The organism is Vibrio sp. THAF190c (assembly GCF_009363355.1).
Lineage (GTDB): Bacteria > Pseudomonadota > Gammaproteobacteria > Enterobacterales > Vibrionaceae > Vibrio > Vibrio fortis_A.
On record NZ_CP045338.1, the window covers coordinates 1873655 to 1896598 of the forward strand.

Below are 22944 nucleotides of genomic sequence, written 5' to 3' on the forward strand. Positions count from 1 at the left end.
GGGTGAGACTTGTGTTATGTAATAGCCTACTCGCTCAGATTACCAACCAAATCTACTGACTCAACTGTCCGAACTTCGGCAAGCTCTTCACGAACCTCTGGTGCACATCCATATAAGTTTGCATATAGATCTCATCGATACGCTCATTACTTGGGAAGCACGATGAGAAATCAACATGCTTGCGATCAATAGATAATTTAGCCGCTTCAATAATATGTGCAATGAACATACGAGGGTCTTCTAAACCAATCGAGATACGCATAGTCGTAGGTTTAATGCCTGCTTCATTGAGCGCCTCATCGCTCAACTCTGAGTGGGTGGTCAATGCCGGACACAAAGCGACCGTGTTGGTTTGCCCGAGGCTCACTTGCATGCCGATTGCAGGCTCTAGCATATCGAAGAATTGCTTAAATCCATCTCGATTGATTGGTGCGCGATTGCCGTTCCCTTCCATATCGATAGTAAACAGCGCTGCTGGCAGCCCTAAGTACATGTTGTTTTGGCAGTGCTCATAGTTATCACTGTCTGGCAAAGCAGGACACGACACATTAATGTCTGGATGCGCCTCAAAGATCTTCGCCAGAGTCAGGGTATTAATGGTTTTCTGCACCACACGCATCTCATAAGTTTTCATGCCGTTGAGCACTTCAAACGCTTTGTCTGCATCTAAGAATGCACCTTTAATGTAATACACATTCCAAAATAGAGTTTCGTTCCATGGAATCATCGCCTCATCACCATTGGACTTAATGAAAGTGACCTCTTCCCCTTTTGGTACAAACATTGTCTCGTTGCGTCCAATCACTACACCAGCGGTTGTGGTACCTGAACCTGCCAGTTCTTTAGTGTAGGAGTGAATCACGTAATCCGGTCTTTCCATCATATCATCACGCTTGAGTACTGGGTGAAGCAGTGGCGTACCTACCGTCGAGTCGACAATCACATCCCAACCACGAGAATGAGCCGCCTTACTGATGTTGGCGACATCTAACACGTAACCATGTGGGTTACACGGTGACTCAAGGTAGACATAGATCTTCTTACCTTTTGCGAGGCGATCGGCATACTTTTGTGCAACCTCATCAAGACGCGCTGCAAACTCATCACCAGAGTATCCATCTACCCACTCTACCGCGACATTCAAGTTCGAAGGCTTACCAAACCAGTCTTCCAACAACTGATAAGACCCGCCGTAGATGTTACGCGAGGCCAATACAATATCTTCATGCCCTAGTAAGTGACTCAACAAGCCATCAATGGCCGCCATCCCCGAGTTAAAGTTCCATGCAAGATACTCGTTGGCTCTCGATCCTGCCTCAAGATCAACCATGTGGTTTGCCAGTGATATTGAGGTTGGGTTAAGCAGTCGAGAGTAGATATCGTGCAGTGGCTCTTTGCCATTGAACGCATCTTCAATCCACTCGGTACAGGCAAACAAATAAGTCGCCGTTCGTGTAATAACAGGGCTTGCAGAAAAAATAGCCGCTACGTTATCGAAAATAGGATACGCGCCTTTTGAGGCAAAATTACCATTGTTAGTCGCAATGGATTGGTAAGTCGCGCGCATTGGGTTTTGCAGGTTGTCGAGGATCTTAGCGATCTGGAATGACAAGAAACGTTTGGCGTTAAACCAAGCGATTCGATCACTCTTATCCAGCTCTGAAAGGCCATCAACGGTCAATGCCCAGAGGTCATGTGTTTTGGTATTGGCCTTGTACAGCGTCGTCGCCAATTCCACCAGCGTGGTGCCGTAATCGCTATTTGGGTCGATACCGAAGTGTTTTGCTTGCTCAATAGCAAGGGCTTCTGCTTGTTCGTGTTTGGTTGTTTTACGCAGTGGGCTCAATTGAGTTGAAGTATTCATAGTTCCTAAATCATTCCATCCTTGTTGTTCCTCCTTTAATTTTAGTGTTGCAAAGATGTTAAATATTGCTATTTGCGAAGTAAGACATACACTTTGAGCAATATTATTGCTGAATTTAGTTTCTAATTAATGGAATATGCCAATGGATGAGATCGACAAGAAGATACTGGCTGAACTGCAAAGCAACGCTCGACTCACCAACCAAGAGTTAGCCGACCGCGTCGCGCTTTCCCCCTCCCCTTGTTTACGCCGAGTTCGAGCATTAGAGAAACAAGGGATCATTCGTGGCTATCACGCCAGTGTCGAGCAAGAGGCATGTGGGTTACCCGTGAATGTGTTTGTATTGGTGAAGCTTGAAAAGCCAACTGAAGAGAACATGCGAGACTTCGAGCAGCACATTGAAGCGATTGATGAAGTACTTGAGTGCTTTTTAATGACGGGGAATCACGACTACCTACTACATGTGGTGAGTGAATCGCTCAAAAGCTACGAGCAGTTCATCCGCAAACAATTAACCCGCCTACCCAATATCGCTTCTATTGAATCCAGCTTCGCCTTTGGTCAGGTAAAAACAAAGACCAAGTTGCCAGTGAGGTGAGTTGGTTTGTAAGATTTAAAGACACTACCGTGTTAATTTTTCTCCTTCATCAGATGTTTCAACTCCTCCAGCTGCACGCTCTGTTTTTCGACTATGCCGACAAGGTTTTCTATTTGTTTCTCAAGATCTAAGTTATTGTCCATCACCATTTCATCGATAAATATAGCGTTTGCCAGTGACAGGGCAAAGAAGCTGCCAAAGATAATCACGGCTATTACAAAGGCTCGGATCAGGTAATAGTCAAGAGTGTTAGTAGGAACAAGCGACGGTACCTCATTCCAACCTTCGACTGTAAACAGTGAGAAAACGGTATAGCTGGATACAATTGGATCTGCAAAATGAGTGGGAATACTAGTTTTAAATAACAGATACCCTAATATAGAAAAGAACACCAACAGTATAAGCAACATGAGAAAAACTCCACGCGAAGCTCTCAGTGCTCGGCGGAGCCCCATTAGGATGTGGTCAATATTAGGAATCAATCTTAGAATTCGGAACATCCGTAACAGACGAATGACTCTAAGAGCTGTCAGTGACTGAAGACCAGGGGCGAAAATATGCCCCAAAACACTAATAGCAACAATGCTAGCATCTACAATGTTGAAAACACTCCGCCAGTATTCTCTCCCGGAGTTACCAACCCGAGCGCATAAATCGAGGAAAAATAAACCATCTATCGAAATTTGAACTATCGACACCAAAGCTGCGTTTTCAAGACTCGTTTCAACAACAAAGAGTACACATTGTACCAATATCAGAAAGGATAGAGTTACATCCCCTACCCTTCTGAATGGTAGTTTATTAGTAACTGAAGAAACCATTAGATTGATACAATACCCGGGGTATGAAGCCCAACGGTACGAAAACGTACGCTAAGCAAAATCCTCTTGGTCAGTTGGCTGTTTTAATGGCCTAAGTTCCCCGTTTATCACTTGTTCGGCCAACGTAAATGAGTAATGACCTAACATGTTCACGTGTTTATAGCTGAGGGGAGATAGACGCGCCATATCTTCATCTTTCAGATCTGCTCCCTGAATTTCTAAATGGGTTATAGCTGCTTGCATGTAAATTGTATTCCATAACACGACGGCATTGGTTACCAGTCCTAGTGATCCTAATTGATCTTCTTGCCCTTCACGGTAACGTTTCCGTATCTCACCTCTTTGACCGTGACAAATTGCTCTCGCAACGGCATGGCGACTTTCGCCGCGATTAAGCTGTGTCAGTATCCGTCTGCGATAATCTTCGTCATCAATGTAATTGAGCAGATATAACGTTTTGTTGATGCGACCAGCCTCTATGATGGCTTGAGCTAAGCTAGATGGACGGTCACTTTTGAGCAGAGAACGAATAAGCTCTGATGCTTGTACTGTCCCCAGTTTAAGAGAGCCAGCTATACGCATCATATCGTCCCAGTGTTGTTCTATTTTGTGGGTATTAACACAGCTTCTGGCAAGCTCTTCAAGAGCGCCATAATTTGCTTCTTTGTCCACTCGCCAGAATACGGATTCTCCTGCATCAGCTAATCTTGGTGAAAACTGATACCCCAACAACCAAAAAAGCCCAAACACCAGATCGCTTGATCCTGCGGTATCTGTCATAATTTCTACTGGATTGAGACCCGTCTGTTGTTCCAATAGACCTTCAAGAACAAAAATGGAATCACGTAAGGTCCCGGGAATGACTATTCCGTGAAAGCCTGAAAACTGATCCGAGACAAAGTTATACCAAGTTATTCCGCGACTAGAGCCGAAGTATTTTCTGTTCGCACCGGAATTGATTGTGCGGGTTGGAGTGACAAACCTCATTCCATCTGCTGAAGCCACTTCTCCGCCTCCCCATTGATGGGCGAGTGAGAGTGACGATTGATAGTCAACCAACTTAGCGTTAGCTTTAACGAGAGTTTCAGCTCGAAGATAATTTTGTTTAACCCAACTGAGTCTATGTCTTGTCAAAGCGGGAACGTGAGATTTTATTAGCGGTTCCAAACCGATATTACACGCTTCGGCCAGTAGCACTGCGCAAATGCTGACTGTAATGTCGTTGGCTCGAGCGTTGGATTCACTTATATGTGTGAACTCATCGGCAAACCCTGTGTGAGCATTAATCTCAAGTAATAGCTCCGTCAAATCAACACGGGGAAGCAATGCTTCAATTTGCTTCGAAAGATGCTGTAAACTCGGTGGGTTATCCAGCTTGTCTATGTGTGTAATAGTTAACGTTGGGCGTTTACCCGAATCATCGATTTTTACAGCTTGGTTGTCATCAAAGTGTTCCGAGACTTGTCGATAGGTTGCATCAAGTTGTTGAGTTAAAGCGGTAATAGCTTCTTTGGGATTAATGGGATGCCCTAATGAGCGGCACACCTGAATGCGATTTATTTGCCACTCGTGACCTTGCAGTAGCTTAGCTCTTGGATCTCCCCAGCGATCGCTATTTGCTACAAAAATGTCACGACGACGCAAGCTATCTTGTAACTTATCTAAAAAGCATAGGGTATAACCACGTTTATTAACTCGCCCCTCTTTGTCCATTACAAGGCGCTTCCAAGGATTAGACACAATATCCATGGGTGCACCGTCGAGAATTTGTTTACGAGAGTCGAGTAATTGACTCAAATAATCATGAGCCTCTAATGTCATAACGCCAGCAGGTGCAGCTTCAAAGTCGATATCTTTGAATAACGAAGGTAAAAATCGTCTTACACGACCATACTGTTCAACCATTTCTTCGTGAAAGTTATCATCGTAGGGGCGAGCCAACTCTTTGATGGTGGTGATGGACTTTTCTAAGCTTTCACGGGAAAGTTTCTGGAAAATAGCAGATCGTAGATCCTCATCTTCCACGGTATCATTGAGTAACAGGACACAAACATTGGCCAGTGTAAGTGCGGATTTGTCCAGGTCTTTAAGCGTTCGTAATCGCTTTTTCTGACCTAACTTTTTTGCCTCACCTGCGATTTGAGTGATGAGCATATCCAATACGTCTAGCGCTTCATCGAGTGCAATGATTTCATACGCTTTGACGAACGCCACTAAGATAGCTTTCCGCTTATTGGTTGGCATACGCGCGATTTTATAAGCCGAAATCATCCCAGCGTAACGGGCAATATGCTTAAATCGAATCGGAGGGATCCCTGTGAAATCGAGGGACTGTATCCCAAAGGATTTAAGCGCTTTATAACGACCTACCGACTCGTTAAACGCAGGACTACTTATGTTGACTGGCCCTTTTCGATATCGGTCAAAATGTGTCGTTCTTGATGTATCTGAGAGCTGGAGTAAGCAGTCTAACTGCTCACCTTGCTCACAGTCAGGTAATGCTGCTAAGCGCTCCCATAGACGGTTTTCGGAACGCTCTCTTATTTGGGAGATTAGCCGAGTTAAGGTAGACGCTCCAGGTAAAAGAATTTTGTGTTGGATTAACCATCCCGTTGCCAGGTCAAAAAGCAAACTAGGACGTTCATTACTTATCCAGCTCCGCGTGTACAAAAGACGGATAAGCCTAAATGACCAAGGCCAAGAAAACTCGCGATAGTGATATTGGGTGCGAATAAGGCTAGCATGCTCCCTTCGGGTCGTTTCCCGATGAGCATAATCATTGAGGATCGCAATATTCGTGATACCAAGTTGTCTTGCTACAAACCGTTGCGTATTTTTCGGTACTTGCGTTAAGTCGGTCAAAAAAGTGCCAAGAAAACGTGCACAACCTAATTGTAGGGCAACCCCAAAGCGATTATGTTCACCACGCCGCATTCTGATAAATACTAAATCTGCTTCATCTAAGTGGAAATATCTAGCGAGTTGGACATCATTCGGTTCACCTTGAAACTGCCCGTAACTACTTTTTTGTTCATTGGTTAAGAAATCTACGGGCATTTCAATCCTTATCTGTATAGGCCAAACGAAAAGTACAAACCTTCGTCAGCCAAATCACTAAAATTTCCGTATAAATAATAACCGTGTCTTAGCCTGCACAACAAGAGAGTGATTTCACATCCTTGCTAAAGGTCTGAGCACATAATTTTAACCCTTCAACCATAGTGAGATAAGGGAACAACTGTTCAGCCAAGTCTTTAACCGTCATTTGATTGCGAATGGCTAACGCGGCGCTCTGGATGATCTCTCCTCCTTCGTGGGCGAGAAGCTGTGCACCAATGAGTCGCTCTGTATCGGCATCGATGACTAGCTTGATAAAACCGTCCGTTTCAAAATTTGCCAATGCCCTTGGAACGTTTTCCATCTCCAAAACTCGAAAATCGGTAATGATCCCTTGAGCTGTGGCTTGTGCCTCAGTCAGTCCTACGATTGCCACTTGCGGATCGGTAAATATCACTGACGGCATGGCGGATAAATCCAGGTTAACATTACCGCCTGTCATATTAATGCCTGCACGGCTGCCAGCCGCGGCGGCTACATAAACAAATTGCGGCATGTTACTGCAATCACCCGCTGCATAAATGTGGGAGACAGAAGTTTCCATTCGCGAATTCACTTTAATGCAGCCATTCTTATCTGTTTCAACACCTGCTAAATCAAGGTTGAGTTTGGCAGTATTAGCGTGACGTCCAGTGCTCACCAGTAATTTATCACTGCTTAATTGACCATTGTTGGTTTTCAGCTTGAACTGTTTTCCATCGAAACGTATCTCACTAGCCTGGGTATGAGTCAGCACACGGATACCTTCTTTTTCAAATGACTTAGCTAACTGTTCACCCAATAAGGGATCTTCTTTGTATAGCAGGGTATGTCTTGCCAATAGAGTCACTTCAGCACCCAACCGTCGGTATGCTTGGGCAACTTCTAGTGCCACTACTGATGAGCCGATGACAATTAAATGCTCAGGTGTTTGCTCTGCGAACAGAGCTTCGTTTGATGTCCAGAAAGGTGTATCTGCCAACCCGTCGATTGGAGGAATAGTAGGTGTAGAGCCTGTTGCTATAAGGAATCGGTCAGCAATCACTTCCACCTCTTGACCATCAGGTTTGCTTACCACCAATGTCCGTGCATCTTTAAAGCTTGCATACCCCTTTATGAGGCTCAGTGCGGGGTTGTTATCCAAAATATTCTGGTATTTAGCAGCCCTTAACTCATTAACACGAGACGTTTGTTGTTTTGCCAACAAGGAACGACTAAGTAATGGAGCATGATCTTCCAACCCAGCAAAAGGGTTGCTGCGTTGTTGTTGGGCTAATTGTGCCGCTCGAATCAGTATTTTTGATGGCACACACCCTACGTTCACGCAGCAGCCGCCAATAACCTCATTGGCCTCTATAATCGTCACCCTAGCACCGCCTTCAGCAGCTTTAATTGCGCAGGCAAAAGCGGCCGAGCCACTACCAATAATGGCAACGTGAAGTTGATCACTTCCACTACACTTAGCTTCACCACCACTGCAACAGGATGATTTGGCTTGATTTACTGTCACTTCTTCAGCGTCAAAGGCAGATTGCTCATTATTCATTTATTCTATCCTGTTGGTTAGGAGGGCAACAATCGGACTTCTGTTGTTCCCCTTTATTTCGGTATAAGGCGTAAGCGGTCAGGCCAACAAAGAATGCCAACGCAGGAAGCAACGCATAATCCAGATAACCCAGTAACCCAGATAAACCAATCGCTCCCAGCAATATGACCAGTACAGGGGTAAAACAGCACAATGCGGCAATAACCGTTCCTGCTATACTCAACCTCAATGACTTGCGCTGTCTATTCATGGCAATCTACTCTTTCACTAGCGAGGGATAACCTGCATTAGTAGTGGCGTCGATTAAGGCTTTTGTATTGGTCATCTCATCGTCAAAGGTGACTTTTGCCAGTCGTTCCTCGAACTTCACCTCAACATCGATGACGCCATTCACCTTCTCCAGTGACTTAGTCACTGTGATGGGGCAAACAGGGCAATTCATGGTTGGCACTTCCAGGGTGATAGTCTGTGGTTTGGCAATGACACCGAAAGTAGTCAGGAGCAGTCCTGTCGTAAGTAACAGCTTTTTCATTTTAATCACCTTTTCCTTTTCTATTTAAACTATCCATAAGACCCAGTAATTACTGGTCACTAAAATCAGCGCCACTAGTGCTGCCAGCCAAAACATTACTTTTCGGCGCTTTTGCACCTGGGGGACAGCACAAGCTTCCCCTGGCTGGCATTCTGATTGAGGACGATAGAGCTTCCAGCCTGCCCAGCCAAATAAGCTAACGACAGCCAGAATAAAGAAGGGGCGATAAGGTTCAAATAAAGTTAGGTTTCCGACCCAGGAGCCACTGATACCGAGCAATAGTAATACCAAGGGGCCTGCGCAGCATAAACCTGCGCCGATAGAGGCTACCACGCCCCCGATGAGGGGAAGGTTACTCGCCTTATTTTCCATGACTTACTCCATATTTTCTCTATCTATGAAGTAAGTCTAATCTCCGTACCTACATACGGAGTCAAATTTATTTTTTATCTTTTGGTAGAAGTGTTTCGACAATGGGGCAAGATGATTCAGAGGGATTGCACTTACATTGTGTTACTAGGTTATCAAGTACGCTTTCAAGACGGCATAGATCCGCTATCTTTCCCCTGACACTGACCAGTTTATTTTCAGCTATTTCTTGTACCGATATACAATTGTCATCTCCTAACTTAAGCAGGTTGGCAATTTCCTCCAGTGTGAAACCCAGCTCTTGTGCACGTTTGATGAACAGAACTCGTTCTAAGGTTGTCTCAGGATAGTCCCGATATCCTTGTTCAGGTTTTAACGGCTGTGTGATCAACCCCCGACGCTCGTAATAGCGAATGGTTTCAACATTGACATTTGCACTTGTGGCTAAGTCACTAATCTTCATACTAGCTCCGGCGAACTTCATTTATACGCCCTTTGAGTATACCCTACGATCACAGATAAAAGGTGGCAGTTTTTATATATTTGTCATAACCTATATGACACACCAAATAAGATCATAACTTAAATGTCACTTAGGGCAGATTATGTACATCTTTGGCTATCTTAGAGCATCAACAAGCGACCAAAATGCAAAACGCGCACAGAGCACCTTACAGAAATTTGTGCAGGATAAAGGATTTCGTATAGCTGGATGGTACATTGAAAATGAATCAGGTGCTTCGTTACAAAGACCCGAGCTTCTTCGTTTACTTGATGATGCAGCGAAAGGCGATGCAATCATCATTGAACAGATAGACAGGCTTTCTCGTCTGGATGAGAAAAGCTGGTTCACATTAAAAGAAATGCTGCACGAGAAAGAACTCAAAGTGATTAGCTTGGATCTGCCAACCAGTCATATCGCGTTCTCTCCCCAAATTACCGATGAATTTACCGGATCGATGATCAAAGCAATAAATAGCATGATGATGGATATGCTAGCTGCTATCGCAAGAAAAGATTACCAAGATCGCCGCCGCCGTCAGGCTGAAGGAATAAAGAAAGCCAAACAGGAAGGGAAATATCGAGGACGGCAAGCCGATTCGGAGCTGCACGAAAAAATCTATCAGCTACGAGTTATCAATAAGCTGAGTATCAGTGATACCGCGAAACTCACCAATGTTTCAGATCGTACAGTCATTCGCGTTGCTAAGAAGTTGGCAAGTGAGCGTTCTGCGGAATAAGAAGCTTAGCGTACGTTTTCGTTCCATTGGGCTTCATACCCGGTCATCCAGACGACATGGTCGCAAGTGTAAGCTTTAACAATTCCATCGTAAAAATGCCGTATTCGGATAACGATGAACTTGCGAAAATCACGAATATTCATGTTTTTGAAGATCGACTTTTAACTCTGCCAACCAGTGTTTGTATCCCAACACAACAACAAAACTAAGTGACTACGTTGGTGTTATAACAGCGCTCAGGCCCAGCCACGCAGGGCTTCCTTTAAACTAAGAGGCCATTCGGGCGCCCCATCATAGACTTTGAAAGATCAGCTGATAGAATGACCATATCCATCCACTAGACGAAATAAAAGGAGGTAACCATGAACCAGTGTGCATTATTTTTTGCATACATTTTTGCTTACGAAGTTCGCTCAAGTTTTACCAGCAACGTGCTGCGATAACCTAGCTTGAGCGAAGTAGCAAAACAGACAGATTAACTAGAGTCTCTTCCCTCTAGCTTACGAGGTTATTGTCAGCGAACAACTGACGATAGGCGTCATTACGCCTGAAAAACTTGAGTAAGCCAATGAGCACACTATTATCTACCCAATTAGTTACATTCAACACACCTTCAACATCTCTGTTTGAAGCTATCTCTTTCACCCTTAAACAAGGTGACCGCATCGGCCTTGTCGGCTACAACGGCAGCGGAAAAAGTACCCTACTGCAACTACTCTGCGGTAACAAAGAACCTCACTCTGGTGCTATTACCATATCGAGTCACTGCTTAATCGAACAAGTCGAGCAGCATTTGCCAACGAACCTAGAGCACCTTTCTATGCTTGAAGCCGTGGTTGCAAAGCTTCCCAAAGATGAACAGTTACAAGACCAGTGGCGCGCAGAGCTGATCCTTTCTGATATGGGCTTTTCACCCAATGATTGGAGCCTAACTGCAGGTTCTCTGAGTGGTGGTCAACACACACGCCTATTACTCGCAAGGGCGCTGATCTCAGAGCCAGATCTGCTTTTGCTCGATGAACCGAGTAACCATCTCGACCTCCCTACCTTACTGTGGTTAGAACGCTTTCTAATCAACTGGAGAGGTAGCTTTGTTCTCGTGTCACATGACAGAAAGCTATTGGACAAGGTCACTAACTGCACTTGGATACTAAGAGACAAACGCCTCAACTACTTCCAACTGCCCTTCTCAAAAGCACTGGATGAGCTCGCAAGAGCTGACGAAGCAGCAAAACAGAGAAATATGGCAGAGCAGAAAGAGATTGATCGTGTTGAGAAAAGCGCTAAACGATTAGCGAACTGGGGACGAGTTTATGACAACGAAGATCTGGCAAGAAAAGCCAAAACCATGGAGAAAAGAGTCGAACGATTAAAAGAAACGCAAACCGAACTGACCTCGGGAGCACCTTGGCAGCTCTCCTTAAAAGGTGAAGCGCTTAAGGCAAACCGACTGCTCGCTATCGACAAACTCGATGTGAAGCCCGCGTTTGATGCACCTCTATTACTTCAGGTGATTGAGCAACAGATCAAAAGTGGCGATCGAGTTGCGATTATTGGTAGCAATGGTAGTGGCAAGTCATCAATGTTGAAAATACTGTGGCAGAGCTATACGCAGAGCATAACTAACATGGAGAATATTCAGTTCCATCCACGTTGCCGACTCGGTTTTTACGACCAAAGCTTAAAGCAACTGAATGACAGTGACGCCTTAATTGACTCCCTTGAAGGGTTAACTGACCTCTGTGAGGAGAGACGTAAAATCGCGTTAATCAGTGCTGGTTTCGAGTACAACAGACACTCTCAAAAAGTAAGCGAATTGAGTGGTGGCGAACGTTCTCGGTTATTGATGCTAGGGTTATCACTGGCAGAGTATCACCTACTCATGCTCGATGAGCCTACAAACCACCTTGATATTGATGGCAAAGATCAACTCAGCGATACGCTTAATCAGTTTGAAGGTGGAGTGTTACTTGTAACGCACGACCGAGAACTGATTGAAAAAAGCTGTAATCGCTATTGGTTAATTAAAGATGGTGAGCTAACGGAGTGGCATGATCTTGAAAAGTTGTATGGTGAAATTGATTCAGAAACGAAAGCCCATGACCGCGAGTTCTCAGGTGTTGAGTTATTGGAGAGTGAATCAACTGACAGTAGTGCCTCACCAACCCCTGACCAAGCAGTAGATAGTCTTGATTCTGAAGAAGCAATATTGGAAAGGCTGTATCAACTAGAAACCTTAATTGAAGATGACAAACAACGTAAGCCTAAGCATCAGAAACCAAAGATGCAGCAACAATGGCAACAAGAGTTAGAACAGATTACTGACCAACTTAACCTGTAATAACTTGGAGTGAACAGCGTAATACTAACCACTGAGCATTCGTAACACACTCCACTCAAAACCAAGGCCTCGTTCACGTGAGGCCTTAATTTTATCCAAAATGACGACAAGCTAAAAACTACTAAACGACTGAGGAAGGCACTGTACTTCATCCCAGTCTGATAGCTCAATATTAATCAATGATTTGCGCTTCTCATTACACAATGATGCGATGTTGATGATAGGAAGTTGACTACGAAACTGGGCGGTGAGGATGACCTTTTTACCTTCATGAAGACCGCTTCGACACTGCGCCAAAATCGCCTCAGTATCTAGCTGGTGTGCGTTCTCGATAATCTGAATACCAGCGTTTTTTTGATAGTAACTGGTTAGCCAAGATATCGCCTGCTCTTCCAAACTAGTGAGCACGATGACATCTTTTGTTGCCATCAGATCGTTGAGTTCAAGTTGTTTGAGTTCCGTTTCCATAAATACTCTCTTCGTCGAATCAGTAACCATCAAATTAAAGTCGGTTGCCCAGTGTCGCCTGTGCCAAATGATAGCCTCTGTCTATCATCTCCTTTGAGCGCTCAAACTCCAATGTACCACACGCATTACGTGGGACTTCAAGGGTAATATCGGCAGGATAAGCGGCGAGTTTCTGGCGAGCGATAGTCGATTGCATCGCATCAAACGCTTGGTTGGCAATGTCGTAAGCTGCAAAGTTAAAGCTCATTTTACTTTTGACGTTATTACCTAGGTTATCGATAAAGTGGGCAACCTTATCGTGCAGATTACTCTCTTTGGTAGGCAGGGAAACTGGTGTCACTTCTTGTTTAAGCAGTTCAGGTTCGCCACCTAAATTCACAGCTATTGTGACATCGGTGTTGTCGCCAAAAGTTGGAGCAATGGGCACAGGATTAAGCACTCCCCCATCAATCAACTCTTCACCATTAATGACATGAGGTGTGAAGAACAGCGGAAGAGAGATAGAGGCGCGAATGGCATCGAACAGAGAACCGGACTTCAGCCAAATCTCTTTCTCCTCAGCAACATTAGCAGCAACGGCGGTATAAGGAATAGGCAGATCTTCGATAGCAATCTCACCTATTAGTTGACGCAGAGAGTCTATGATCTTGTCCCCTTTGAACATACCACTCGATTGCCATGAAAAGTCCAATAACATGGTCATATCCGATTGGTCGATACTGGTGATCCACTCTTCAAATTCATCCAACTTGCCCGCAGCGTAAACACCGCCAATAAGCGCGCCAATAGAACAGCCAGAGATAGATTTTATCTGATAGCCATGTTCGATTAGCCAGCGGATAACACCAACATGAGCTAAGCCTCTAGCTCCGCCACTACCAAGTACCAATGAGATTGTTTTTGTCATCGTACTAATCCTTTAATTCATCAGCTCTTCAAAGCGTTAGGCACAAATTATATCACTTCAAATAACCGCACGCAGTGTAATGGTTTGAAAACTGCTCCACCTCTGTACATTTTAATATGTAGGCGGCGAAGCGAGTCATTCCAGCAAGCCTAGGCGCGACTAGGAATCTGGTTTCTAAGTGCGCTGATCTAAAAAGGTCGCTCACTTAAAAAGCGAGCGACCTCTTGTTGATCATTCTATTTCTGTGTTCATTCTGTTAATAAAAACAGGGAGCTACAGCACACGTAAGCACTCTTCAGGCGACAAGCTCAACAGTGTATTAGCGAAGTTAATCTTCTCATCACGCCATCTCAATGCTGCTTCTCGGCCGTCTTGTGAATGTCGATCTGCTTCAAAGTAGCTTTTGCTTGGTAACCCGTTGGCTGGCGTCATCACCATAGATTGCTCGTTCAAGCGAATCGTAAACAAGAACTGACCACGTTGCCCAGTTTGCGCAGCTGGGTGGTGCAATGTGGTATCACAACAATAACGTCTATCACGCAGTGCGCGGCATGTGTACTCAAAGGCATCTTGAGCACCACGTCCAGGGAACGCGGTATAAATACTGATGCCATCACGTTGCAAAGACTGGTCACCCGCCGCGAGTTGCACCGCGTGTTGGATCATCCTAAAGCCCAGAACCACGCCACCAATGCTGTTCAATCCACTGTATTGAATTGCGCCTTCTAAGCTCAGGTGAAGTTTGTCTTCCCCTTCATAAAGAAAGAGATCAGGCGATGCCCAATCGCTCTTTGGAATAAGCAGTTGAGTAATATCCGAGTGTTCCATGTTGGTCTCCGCAACAATGAGTGTGTTTGAGACCACAAAATAACGTAATGAGAATTATTATCAATAAATTTAACTCAAAAATGTTACTATCAGACAGATTTACGTTTCGGCTTGGCAGAACTTAAAACAACGAGTGCCGTTCTTCCTTTCGAGTTACCAAAAGTTTCCTCCTAGCGTATACCTTGGTCTCAAGCGTATCGTTTACTTTTCAGACAGCTTAATCGTCAAACCACACCCAAGATTGCCAGAAAGCCCTCGTCAATGGACTTTATCGGATGCTTTAGCGCCAAGCATTTCTTGTTAGATATTCGTTTATTACCCATCAAGTTCATCGTCTACAAACAAGCTGCCCCACCCGATTTACAGGCTTTCATTCTAGTGCCTTCATCCTACGACTAATGTCTAACCGACTGACTCTATTTGTTTTTTTTGGTTTGGTATAAGGTACTAGCAACTGAATGTTAATGACTTTTTAAATATAAGTTGATGCATTGTTTGCATCACTAAATGAGTCATGACGTTCTGTGTAGAAGAAAAAGATATCGCTAGCTACTCCGCTGAATCTTCGTATCGTGAGTAAATTACGTTTGTTGGAACAACGCACCTTAGAGTGTGAAAGAAAGGAATCAAAATGAGCAGTACTTTAGAGTCCGTAAATATCCCAAGAGAGGAGCCTCAGACCCATGAGGACGAACTCTCCTATGAACAACAACACAAACCAAGCTCAGAGTTTGAATCCCGAGAACAGTATCTAGAGCACGAATTACAAATCATGTCGCCTAAGCGCTGGCGTCCAAACTTACCGTTTAAAGATTATCGATTTGAGATAGAAGACACCATCCCAGCCATGGCCGCGACTATTGGTAAAGTGGTTATGGTGGGCGCAATTGCAGCAACCTTTGCTGGAGCGCTTGGGCTAAACGAAGGCTTCATCCTAGAAAACGTTCGTTATGAGCTCCTTATCGCTTCTGTTTTCATCATCCTTTTCTCTGGTTTTCTATTACCGACAGCTAACCTCGCAGGTACACACGGCCCACTTATTCCATTAATCCCAATTGTGGTTGCCGCTGGCGGTCACCCAATGGCCTTTGGCTTGTTGATTGGCGCGTTTGGCTTGCTGTTAGCCATCAGTAAAGGTGGCAGTATGTTGGCCAACCTCACCAGTAAAGGCGTGTGTGGCGGATTGCTGCTCTACCTTGGCTTTGTGGGAACCGCTTCTCAAGTGAAAAAGCTGTTCGCTTGGGCAGAAGGGATCGGCATGAGCCACATCGCTTTTGTGGTGATCTTCTGCACCATTATTCTGTACGCACTGCTAGAACACTTCCGTAAGCGTTGGTTAGCCGTGCCTCTTAGCTGCTTGTTGGGTGGTACGATTGCATTTGCTATGGGCGCTCCATTCGCTTTCCAAACTGAGCCGGGTCTACCGAACATGAACCCTATGTATTGGTGGGGAGAAGATACAGGTTGGATGCTTGGCCTACCGACGATTGAACACTTCATGGTAGTTCTTCCGTTCGCAATTCTAGCCGTAGCGATGTGGTCACCAGATTTCTTAGGGCATCAAGTATTCCAAAAGATCAGCTACCCAGAGCGCACTGAAAAAGTACACATGAACATTGATGACACCATGACCACAGCGTCTATTCGTCAAACGTTCGGCTCGCTGCTTGGCGGTACTAACTTTACGTCTTCATGGGGTACTTACATCGTACCTGCGGCGATTGCTAAACGCCCTATTCCGGCGGGTGCTTTGCTAACGGCTCTGTTCTGTATCATCGCTGCGATCTGGGGCTACCCGATGGATTTAGCTATCTGGCAACCTGTACTTTGTGTGGCTCTGATTGTTGGTGTATTCGTTCCACTGCTTGAGGCAGGCATGGAGATGACGCGTGAAGGCAAAACTACTCAATCAGCAGCGATTGTTGTGTTCTCATCAGCGCTTGTGAACCCAGCATTTGGTTGGTCTATCACTATGCTACTAGACAACTTGGGCTTAGTCGGCTGTAAAGAACGTAGTGGTGAACTGAGTAAGATGAGCCGTTGGGTACTACCGGGCATTATGTTTGTTGTACTAACAAGTGTGATGGCATTGGTTGGCCTTCTACCGGGTATTCCAGCAATCATCCCGAGTTTTCGTTAACCTCTAAACAAGAGTTATCGAATGTTCGCCCCTTTCTGTCATTAAGTTTTGTTACGTTATGAGGAGCTTTTATAAGGCGTATTTCCGCTCAAACTTTAATGTCTATCTACAAGGAGGTGTACCTCAAATTTGCACCACACCAAAGAAGCAGAGCTTGAAATCTAAATATGCATAGTGTTTTATATTGGAGCGTAATCTTCAAGGCCTCAATGACCTCATTACTGATGAAGCTTATTTCAGCAGGGAAAATACGCGGCATAAGCTGGATCAATAACTTAAGGGAATTAACTTATGTATGCGACCGTTGAGGCCTACTTCTCTACTTATCAAGGACAGTCAATATGTGCACTAATTTTTCCATTACAGGGATGACATTGGACCCAAACAAAAACATCCCCGTAGTTGGTCGTTCAATGGAGTTAGGACCCAGTCTTAAATCAGAGTTATTTTTCCGCAGCGTAGGATATGAGTACACTCAAGGTGCTGCGAAGGAGTTGACACCATACAGTTTTGCGAGTGATGAATTTGTTGTACGACCAGACATTACCCTAGTTAACACCAAGTTATACACATGGAAAGGCAAGTACGACTTTGTTGCTTTAAATGGGTTTGCTACCTCAATCGAAGAGAGCATTGGTGTATCGCAGATGTTGGCCGATATCGCGAGCAATGGTATGAATAAAGAAGGATTGACGTCTGGGACGATGGTTTTAGTGCAATCTGAATATCAAGAACCACTGAAACAAGATGGAAAATTAAAAAACAGCAAAGGGGTGGTTTATTATCCGAGTATTACTACGTGGATCCTGTCTAACTGTGCGACTTGCCAAGATGTTATTGATGGTCTCCAGTACGATAAATTGGTCGTCAATAAGCATGGGTCTGACTTAAAAGAAAGCGATATCCCAGATGAAGATAAAATCCTAGTTGCCAATCCTTTTTCTAAAGTACCAAGTGCAATGCACTTTCATTTTCACGTACAAGACGCTTTGGGCAATAGCATCGTATTGGAGTACGTAGACGGAAAGCTCACGATTACCGACCTTAACCCAATCGGTGTGTTAACTAACGACCCGTTGATTGCTTGGCAGCAAGAGAATGTCCTGTACAACTATGTTGATGTGGTGCCGTTTAACTTCCAAGACAATGACGGTCACGCAGCAACCCCTAATGTTGAAACCTATGATAATGCGGCAAGTCGATTTAAGTGCAGCTCTCACGCTCAAGGTACAGGCTTTTCTAAAGTCCCTGGTAGTTCGACGCCTTTAGATCGTTTTGTAAGAGCGTCCATGATGGCCAACTTCTCTTTCCCTGTGTATCAGTTAACTGATGATGAGGATATTTTGGTTGCCAACTTGGATTCTATGCAACATAGAAAAGAAGCGCTGAGCAGAGATATTAGAGTAGGTAAAGAAGACGCGACGACATTAGCCTTCCATATTTTAAATACCGTGGATATTCCGCAGGGAACGAGTAGAGACTCCACTGGTGAACTGGTTCATGACTATACACAGTGGGCAACCGTATCGGACTTGGTCAATAAAAAGTACTCAGTGAGAATGTACGAATCACCACAAATATTCAGCTTAGACCTAAATAAATTAGACTTTAAAAAGCTAGAAAAAGAAAAACCATACAAGTTAAATATTGATAATAAGTCCATTGATATTACAAATAAGGTAAACGAACAATAGCGCTACACTTAAACTTAAGTGAAATAGGTTGTTTGCCCCTTTCTATTATAAAGCTTTGCTCGAAACACAAAAGGCCTCGCACGTGCGAGGCCTTATTGTATCTGCTGTTCAACCAGCAATTAGTTAGAGCTGACTTAACTCGAGAGCCATTCATCCAATACTGCAATAAATTCAGGGTGGATAAGATAGCCTATTGACGCGTGCGGGTTACTTTTCCCGTTGCGGATGTTGAGATTATAAATTGGGTAGATATCTTTCATTCCACCGGGTACTAAACCCAGTTCAAGCATCTCTTTATAGTCGTTTTTGATTTCACTATCGTGAGAGATAAAATCATCTTCCGCCGATATGTTTATCCATTTTTGAATGTTCAAGGGATACTTCTTATCACCTTTTAGGCGGCTGCCTTTAAGCCTATCTTTCACGTTTTCATCACCTAGCGGTGAGCCGAGCGTAACCAATAAGTCTACCTTCTTATCAGCGCCATAATCATGTCTGTACTCACCGTAGTGAGATAACTTCCATAACACGTCATAACTGATCATCGAACCAAGGCTGTGCGATACAATCATCACGTCATCTTGATTATCAAGCGCTTCCTTCAGTTCGACCATTAATCTATGCCGAACATCGCTACCAAAATAGGAATCTTCATTCCAATAGTGATCCATATCTGGCGCGACCTTAGTAATGAGCGTCTCGGCTATCCCTAATCTTCCAAATAACGCTGAAAAAGTATCTGCCAAGGCCTCTTTAAGAAAGCCGATTTTAGATACCTCATCATACGTTACCTTGTCGAACTGATGAGTTTGGTACTCTTTTAACTGCGCCAATGCCTGTTGTCGACTTGCAGGGTCTTCAGTTGGCTTTTTTAGCAATGAGTTTGAAAGCTCGCCGTAGTAGACAAACCGTTTTTCAACATTTCTAAAAGCTTGTAATCCGTTTGAGCCTCCACAGTCTCGCTGTAAGCCATGTTCTATCGCATCGTACCAGAGCGCTTGAAGTGGTGCTTTGTCGGGCTTTTGATCGCGACCGTGAATGAATATGATTTTCTTAGCCATAGTAGGACGTCCTAAATACATAGTTAAAGTTATTGTTTCAATAACAAGCACCCGCAAGGTTTGCTCAGCTCTTACCAATAAGAATGCTGCTGATTCCCCACCTAGTCGATGATTGATAAATCTTTTGTATAACTATGAGACAGCCGTTTTAGGCGATTATTGGGTGAAAGATTCCGTCACGACTCGCAAATTGGTAATGAATGTGCCGAGTAAAACCTTCCACACACAAAAAAGCCCCGCAAACGCGAGGCCTTAGTTTTCTATCAAGGGTTACAACTACCCTACTTCGCTGGCTTTACTTCATTCGAGTAATGAAGGTTTGCTCGTCATCGACAAAGGCCACGTAGTCGCCGTGGTAAATGAACACGCGACCACGTCCTTCAACAATACACGCTAACTGCGGGTTCAAGTCTTCTTCAAGGTCTTTACTTTGATAGGTGCCGGTATCAGTGATAACGCCGCGAAGTGTGGGCAAAAAACCATAGCTGCGCTTGGCTTGGTCAATAAGGCTCAATTCGCTATTGATAGAGAAGTACGATGGGATTGGGCCAGCATCTTCGATAAACATCGGTTTCAGTTCTTCAAAGGCGGTAATTACCAGCCAGTCGATGCCGTTTACATGATGGATAAACATAGTGGTTCTCGATATTTCTAATGCGGGGATTCTATCACTATCGAGAGAAGAGCGTGGGAGAAATTAGATGATCAAAAACAAGACCTGACCTCGCTGTCATTTCTCTTTGAAACATAACTGTTTTATTCAGCTCGTATTCACACTTGAAATGACATTCTGATTAAAGAATCCATTGATAAGCGACGAACAATATGAAGCTCTCTCCCCGATTAAAAACCCTAATATCGATCACTTTAAGCAGTGTAATTGTCTGGTTCCTTTTACCTGCTGACCTTGAGTTGGCCCGCAAGATCCCAGCGTTCTTTGCCACAGTCTCGATGATCGCTATGGCGGGAGCGATGTTATTGAGCTGCAGACCAAAATGGATAGAGTCACTAGTGGGAGGGATGGACCGTGCGTACATCTGGCATAAATGGTTAGGTATTTTCGGCCTTGTTGGTGCTTCGTTTCATTGGTTGTTGGTACCCGGCCCCGCTGGGAATGGTATCGATCCTTCATTCGCTGAATTTGGAGAAGAACTGGGTCAATGGGCAATGTATGGATTGCTGCTTCTTGGTAGCGTAAGCATGGTTAAAACACTGCCTTATCGTCTTTGGTATTACACGCACAAACTCATGGGGCCAATATTCCTGATTGCGGTTTACCATACGTTTTTCTCGGATATTCCTTTCGTCATCGAGAGTGTCACTGGCATCTCTTTGGTCATCGTATCGCTTGTAGGTAGCTTAAGCTGGATATACAAGACCTTCATCAAGCCAACCACCTATCAAGACTACACTGTTACTCATGTAGAGAAGCTTGACGGTGCCCTTGAGATTACACTCAATACCGATGGCAAAGGCATTCACTATCATGCGGGGCAATTCGCCTACCTCGATTTTGGATACGATAAAGTAGAACACTTTCACCCTTTTACCATCGCCTCAGCACCACATGAAAAAGAGCTGAAATTCGTTATACGCTGCTTAGGCCGTCACACAAGTGAACTGTACTCAAGAGTAAAAACTGGAGACAAAGTTAAAATTGATGGTGCATACGGTCGATTACATGCTGAAAAGGATAGTACTAAACCGCAAATTTGGATTGCTGGTGGCGTCGGGATCACTCCTTTCCTCTCTTGGCTTCAAACTGTGAAGCCATCGCACCAACCTATTCACCTGTTTTATGTCGGCAAAGGTAAGTTTTATTCGCAAATCATTAAAAAGTTATCAGATTCAGTAGCGAGCAAAAACGTAACACTACATACACAAGCCGATTTTGATGGACGTTTGAATGCACAAGTGATCACTGAGCTTGTCGAGACGCCGGTGAAAAATCATCAGTTTTTCGCATGTGGTCCCGAAGAAATGATGAAGGACTTAAAAGAACAACTGATCTCTGACGGGGTGTGTCCAACACAATGGCACAATGAAAATTTCTCTATGAGATAAGGCTATGCCAACAACCATAGATAAATATCGTCCCCACCCGTTCCTTTGAGGATGCCCTGCCCTCCTTAACCGTTAGAAAAAGGCCTCGTACAAGCGAGGCCTGAGTCTTCAACGTAGTAAATACCTTTAGCTTTTTCGTGCCTCCTATTCGATTCAGAGTTCATCACCCCAAAAATTTTCTTGCTAAAAAGGTAGAAAAGTTTATAGTATTTTTTAGGCAAACTTGAGAATCGATATGTCATTACAGAAAAAACAACCCAAGGTATCACTGAACATTAAAATCCGATCAGACTTAGATTTTCGTCTTAAACGAGCGAGAAAAGCAGCGCGTGAGCAAGGCTTAATGTTCAACGTATCTCAAGAAGTTGAAAAGTTTCTTGAGAAGGAAGTAAAGAAAGTGGAACGCCAGTTATCAATAGATGAGGAGATTAAGAACAACCTCGAGGATCTTGGTGGGCTTAATATAGACAAAATGATGAAATCAATGGATTAGTCATAATACTAAGACATTGATTAAATTGAATTTACACAATGACAAAGCGTGGAGATGATTATGGGCACAATAATTGGACTGTTAATTTTGGCTGGTATCAGTGTATTCCTACAGCGTCAAACGGGGCTTCATTTGCATGAGTGGATTGCAAAAAAATATAAAGAATCTCAAGACAAAAAGTAATGTGCTCTCACAGGGTGGCAGACTCCATCGATTGTACTTAAAAGACTAAGGCCTCTCACACACGAGGCCTTAGTTTTATCTATAGAGTGATTACAACCGCCCTACTTCACAGGCTTTAATCCATTCAGGTAATGAAAGTTTGCTCATTATCGACAAAAGCTACGTAGTCGCCGCGGTAAATGAATACACAGCTACGCCCTTTAACAATACACGCTTACTGTGGATTCAAATCTTCCTCAAGATCATTACTTTGGCCAATTCGCTGTTGATAGAGAAGTACGATGGGATTGGACAGCATCTTCGATAAACATCGGCTTCAGTTCTTCAAAGGCAGTAATCACCAGCCAGTCGACGCCATTTACATGATGGATAAACATAGTGGTTCTCGATATTTCTAATGCGGGGATTCTATCACTATCGAGCAGTGAGCGTAGGAAAAATAAATACTTGGAGGTTTAGTCATCCAAGTGTTACGAACACCAAAAGTATGATGTCTAAAGTAAGGTGTTCATCGTGTCTCTCGAGCTACCGTGGAAGTAGCCTACTTTTTACAATCAATAGGAAATTTATGCGCCTAGAAAGAATACAAACCAACTGCTATTTTTCAAATCATAAAAGATACAACGACAAAGACAGTTGTGCAGAGTTAATTACAAGGTCGATTCTGACTAATTATTCTATAGTTAAATAGATTTCAT

General features: G+C 44.0%; 21 protein-coding genes and 1 pseudogene. 8 read left to right on the top strand and 14 right to left on the bottom strand.

Annotated elements, in window-relative coordinates; all coding sequences use genetic code 11:
* Positions 1-52: 52 nt before the first annotated feature.
* Positions 53-1864, bottom strand: coding sequence for a PLP-dependent aspartate aminotransferase family protein (locus FIV04_RS08340; RefSeq protein WP_152468853.1), 1812 nt, complete (start codon positions 1862-1864; stop codon positions 53-55).
* 142 nt (positions 1865-2006) lie between these two features.
* Here FIV04_RS08340 and FIV04_RS08345 point away from each other — a divergent pair, with 142 nt between their 5' ends.
* The gene (locus tag FIV04_RS08345; RefSeq protein ID WP_152468854.1) at positions 2007-2462 is read left to right on the top strand and encodes an Lrp/AsnC family transcriptional regulator; all 456 of its coding nucleotides are present in this window, start codon (positions 2007-2009) and stop codon (positions 2460-2462) included.
* A 32-nt stretch (positions 2463-2494) separates the two neighbouring features.
* Here FIV04_RS08345 and FIV04_RS08350 read toward each other — a convergent pair whose 3' ends face one another.
* The 7 genes from FIV04_RS08350 to merR form a co-directional block, all read right to left on the bottom strand.
* On the bottom strand, positions 2495-3283 hold the full coding sequence (locus FIV04_RS08350; protein ID WP_152468855.1) for an ion transporter: 789 nt from the start codon (positions 3281-3283) through the stop codon (positions 2495-2497).
* 51 nt (positions 3284-3334) lie between these two features.
* The gene (locus tag FIV04_RS08355) at positions 3335-6340 is read right to left on the bottom strand and encodes a Tn3 family transposase (RefSeq protein WP_152468856.1); all 3006 of its coding nucleotides are present in this window, start codon (positions 6338-6340) and stop codon (positions 3335-3337) included.
* Between the two features lie 88 nt (positions 6341-6428).
* A complete protein-coding gene (gene merA, locus FIV04_RS08360; RefSeq protein WP_152468857.1) occupies positions 6429-7925 on the bottom strand; it encodes a mercury(II) reductase in 1497 nt (498 codons plus the stop codon).
* On the bottom strand, positions 7918-8175 hold the full coding sequence (merF, locus tag FIV04_RS08365) for a mercury resistance system transport protein MerF (protein ID WP_099166195.1): 258 nt from the start codon (positions 8173-8175) through the stop codon (positions 7918-7920). Before merF ends, merA begins: the two co-directional genes overlap by 8 nt.
* 6 nt (positions 8176-8181) lie before the next feature.
* Positions 8182-8457 carry a mercury resistance system periplasmic binding protein MerP gene (gene merP / locus FIV04_RS08370; protein WP_099166196.1) on the bottom strand — a complete coding sequence of 92 codons (276 nt, stop codon included), beginning with the start codon at positions 8455-8457 and terminating at the stop codon, positions 8182-8184.
* Between the two features lie 24 nt (positions 8458-8481).
* Positions 8482-8829, bottom strand: a complete 348-nt coding sequence (locus FIV04_RS08375) for a mercuric transporter MerT family protein (protein WP_099166197.1) — start codon at positions 8827-8829, stop codon at positions 8482-8484.
* Between the two features lie 67 nt (positions 8830-8896).
* Positions 8897-9289 carry an Hg(II)-responsive transcriptional regulator gene (gene merR / locus FIV04_RS08380; protein ID WP_099166217.1) on the bottom strand — a complete coding sequence of 131 codons (393 nt, stop codon included), beginning with the start codon at positions 9287-9289 and terminating at the stop codon, positions 8897-8899.
* A 142-nt stretch (positions 9290-9431) separates the two neighbouring features.
* On the opposite strand from merR, the gene FIV04_RS08385 reads away from it, so the two are divergent.
* A complete protein-coding gene (locus FIV04_RS08385) occupies positions 9432-10067 on the top strand; it encodes a recombinase family protein (RefSeq protein ID WP_099166198.1) in 636 nt (211 codons plus the stop codon).
* Between the two features lie 568 nt (positions 10068-10635).
* The gene (locus tag FIV04_RS08390; RefSeq protein ID WP_152468858.1) at positions 10636-12408 is read left to right on the top strand and encodes an ABC-F family ATP-binding cassette domain-containing protein; all 1773 of its coding nucleotides are present in this window, start codon (positions 10636-10638) and stop codon (positions 12406-12408) included.
* 111 nt (positions 12409-12519) lie between these two features.
* On the opposite strand, the gene FIV04_RS08395 is transcribed toward FIV04_RS08390, so the two are convergent.
* The 3 genes from FIV04_RS08395 to FIV04_RS08405 all read right to left on the bottom strand — a co-directional run bounded on the left by FIV04_RS08395 (position 12520) and on the right by FIV04_RS08405 (position 14611).
* Entirely contained in the window at positions 12520-12876 is a 357-nt protein-coding gene (locus FIV04_RS08395; protein ID WP_152468859.1) for a hypothetical protein, read from the bottom strand.
* Between the two features lie 34 nt (positions 12877-12910).
* Positions 12911-13783: a patatin-like phospholipase family protein gene (locus FIV04_RS08400; protein ID WP_152468860.1), complete on the bottom strand. Its 873-nt coding sequence runs from the start codon at positions 13781-13783 to the stop codon at positions 12911-12913.
* 273 nt (positions 13784-14056) lie between these two features.
* Positions 14057-14611 (bottom strand): hypothetical protein, encoded by a 555-nt coding sequence (locus FIV04_RS08405; protein ID WP_152468861.1) that lies wholly within the window; start codon positions 14609-14611, stop codon positions 14057-14059.
* Positions 14612-15242: 631 nt separating this feature from the next.
* Here FIV04_RS08405 and FIV04_RS08410 point away from each other — a divergent pair.
* Together FIV04_RS08410 and FIV04_RS08415 are read left to right on the top strand one after the other, a co-directional pair.
* Positions 15243-16751, top strand: coding sequence for a DUF3360 domain-containing protein (locus FIV04_RS08410; protein WP_152468862.1), 1509 nt, complete (start codon positions 15243-15245; stop codon positions 16749-16751).
* Between the two features lie 341 nt (positions 16752-17092).
* Positions 17093-18445, top strand: a complete 1353-nt coding sequence (locus FIV04_RS08415; RefSeq protein WP_253895330.1) for a linear amide C-N hydrolase — start codon at positions 17093-17095, stop codon at positions 18443-18445.
* Positions 18446-18579: 134 nt separating this feature from the next.
* Here FIV04_RS08415 and FIV04_RS08420 read toward each other — a convergent pair whose 3' ends face one another.
* Together FIV04_RS08420 and FIV04_RS08425 are read right to left on the bottom strand one after the other, a co-directional pair.
* The gene (locus FIV04_RS08420) at positions 18580-19506 is read right to left on the bottom strand and encodes a hypothetical protein (protein ID WP_152468863.1); all 927 of its coding nucleotides are present in this window, start codon (positions 19504-19506) and stop codon (positions 18580-18582) included.
* Positions 19507-19801: 295 nt separating this feature from the next.
* A complete protein-coding gene (locus FIV04_RS08425) occupies positions 19802-20140 on the bottom strand; it encodes a cytosolic protein (protein WP_152468864.1) in 339 nt (112 codons plus the stop codon).
* A 191-nt stretch (positions 20141-20331) separates the two neighbouring features.
* Between FIV04_RS08425 and FIV04_RS08430 the strand changes: the two genes are divergently transcribed.
* From FIV04_RS08430 to FIV04_RS27320, 3 genes are all read left to right on the top strand, one after another.
* Positions 20332-21570, top strand: coding sequence for a ferric reductase-like transmembrane domain-containing protein (locus FIV04_RS08430; RefSeq protein WP_152468865.1), 1239 nt, complete (start codon positions 20332-20334; stop codon positions 21568-21570).
* Between the two features lie 235 nt (positions 21571-21805).
* The gene (locus FIV04_RS08435) at positions 21806-22063 is read left to right on the top strand and encodes a hypothetical protein (RefSeq protein WP_150872770.1); all 258 of its coding nucleotides are present in this window, start codon (positions 21806-21808) and stop codon (positions 22061-22063) included.
* Positions 22064-22123: 60 nt separating this feature from the next.
* Positions 22124-22246, top strand: a complete 123-nt coding sequence (locus tag FIV04_RS27320) for a hypothetical protein (RefSeq protein WP_009846997.1) — start codon at positions 22124-22126, stop codon at positions 22244-22246.
* Positions 22247-22370: 124 nt separating this feature from the next.
* Here FIV04_RS27320 and FIV04_RS08440 read toward each other — a convergent pair.
* Positions 22371-22623, bottom strand: a pseudogene (locus FIV04_RS08440) (cytosolic protein).
* Positions 22624-22944: the final 321 nt, after the last annotated feature.

Excerpts from the sequence above, each read along its gene's own strand:
- merR (WP_099166217.1), bottom strand. The coding sequence starts at position 9,289 with ATGAAGATTAGTGACTTAGCCACAAGTGCAAATGTCAATGTTGAAACC.
- FIV04_RS08415 (WP_253895330.1), top strand. The coding sequence starts at position 17,093 with ATGTGCACTAATTTTTCCATTACAGGGATGACATTGGACCCAAACAAA.
- FIV04_RS08385 (WP_099166198.1), top strand. The coding sequence starts at position 9,432 with ATGTACATCTTTGGCTATCTTAGAGCATCAACAAGCGACCAAAATGCA.
- FIV04_RS08345 (WP_152468854.1), top strand. The coding sequence starts at position 2,007 with ATGGATGAGATCGACAAGAAGATACTGGCTGAACTGCAAAGCAACGCT.
- FIV04_RS08400 (WP_152468860.1), bottom strand. The coding sequence starts at position 13,783 with ATGACAAAAACAATCTCATTGGTACTTGGTAGTGGCGGAGCTAGAGGC.
- FIV04_RS08420 (WP_152468863.1), bottom strand. The coding sequence starts at position 19,506 with ATGGCTAAGAAAATCATATTCATTCACGGTCGCGATCAAAAGCCCGAC.
- FIV04_RS08430 (WP_152468865.1), top strand. The coding sequence starts at position 20,332 with ATGAAGCTCTCTCCCCGATTAAAAACCCTAATATCGATCACTTTAAGC.
- FIV04_RS08390 (WP_152468858.1), top strand. The coding sequence starts at position 10,636 with ATGAGCACACTATTATCTACCCAATTAGTTACATTCAACACACCTTCA.
- merF (WP_099166195.1), bottom strand. The coding sequence starts at position 8,175 with ATGAATAGACAGCGCAAGTCATTGAGGTTGAGTATAGCAGGAACGGTT.
- FIV04_RS08350 (WP_152468855.1), bottom strand. The coding sequence starts at position 3,283 with ATGGTTTCTTCAGTTACTAATAAACTACCATTCAGAAGGGTAGGGGAT.
- FIV04_RS08435 (WP_150872770.1), top strand. The coding sequence starts at position 21,806 with ATGTCATTACAGAAAAAACAACCCAAGGTATCACTGAACATTAAAATC.
- FIV04_RS08395 (WP_152468859.1), bottom strand. The coding sequence starts at position 12,876 with ATGGAAACGGAACTCAAACAACTTGAACTCAACGATCTGATGGCAACA.
- FIV04_RS08410 (WP_152468862.1), top strand. The coding sequence starts at position 15,243 with ATGAGCAGTACTTTAGAGTCCGTAAATATCCCAAGAGAGGAGCCTCAG.
- merP (WP_099166196.1), bottom strand. The coding sequence starts at position 8,457 with ATGAAAAAGCTGTTACTTACGACAGGACTGCTCCTGACTACTTTCGGT.
- FIV04_RS08405 (WP_152468861.1), bottom strand. The coding sequence starts at position 14,611 with ATGGAACACTCGGATATTACTCAACTGCTTATTCCAAAGAGCGATTGG.
- FIV04_RS08340 (WP_152468853.1), bottom strand. The coding sequence starts at position 1,864 with ATGAATACTTCAACTCAATTGAGCCCACTGCGTAAAACAACCAAACAC.
- FIV04_RS08425 (WP_152468864.1), bottom strand. The coding sequence starts at position 20,140 with ATGTTTATCCATCATGTAAACGGCATCGACTGGCTGGTAATTACCGCC.
- FIV04_RS08375 (WP_099166197.1), bottom strand. The coding sequence starts at position 8,829 with ATGGAAAATAAGGCGAGTAACCTTCCCCTCATCGGGGGCGTGGTAGCC.
- FIV04_RS08355 (WP_152468856.1), bottom strand. The coding sequence starts at position 6,340 with ATGCCCGTAGATTTCTTAACCAATGAACAAAAAAGTAGTTACGGGCAG.
- merA (WP_152468857.1), bottom strand. The coding sequence starts at position 7,925 with ATGAATAATGAGCAATCTGCCTTTGACGCTGAAGAAGTGACAGTAAAT.
- FIV04_RS27320 (WP_009846997.1), top strand. The coding sequence starts at position 22,124 with ATGGGCACAATAATTGGACTGTTAATTTTGGCTGGTATCAGTGTATTC.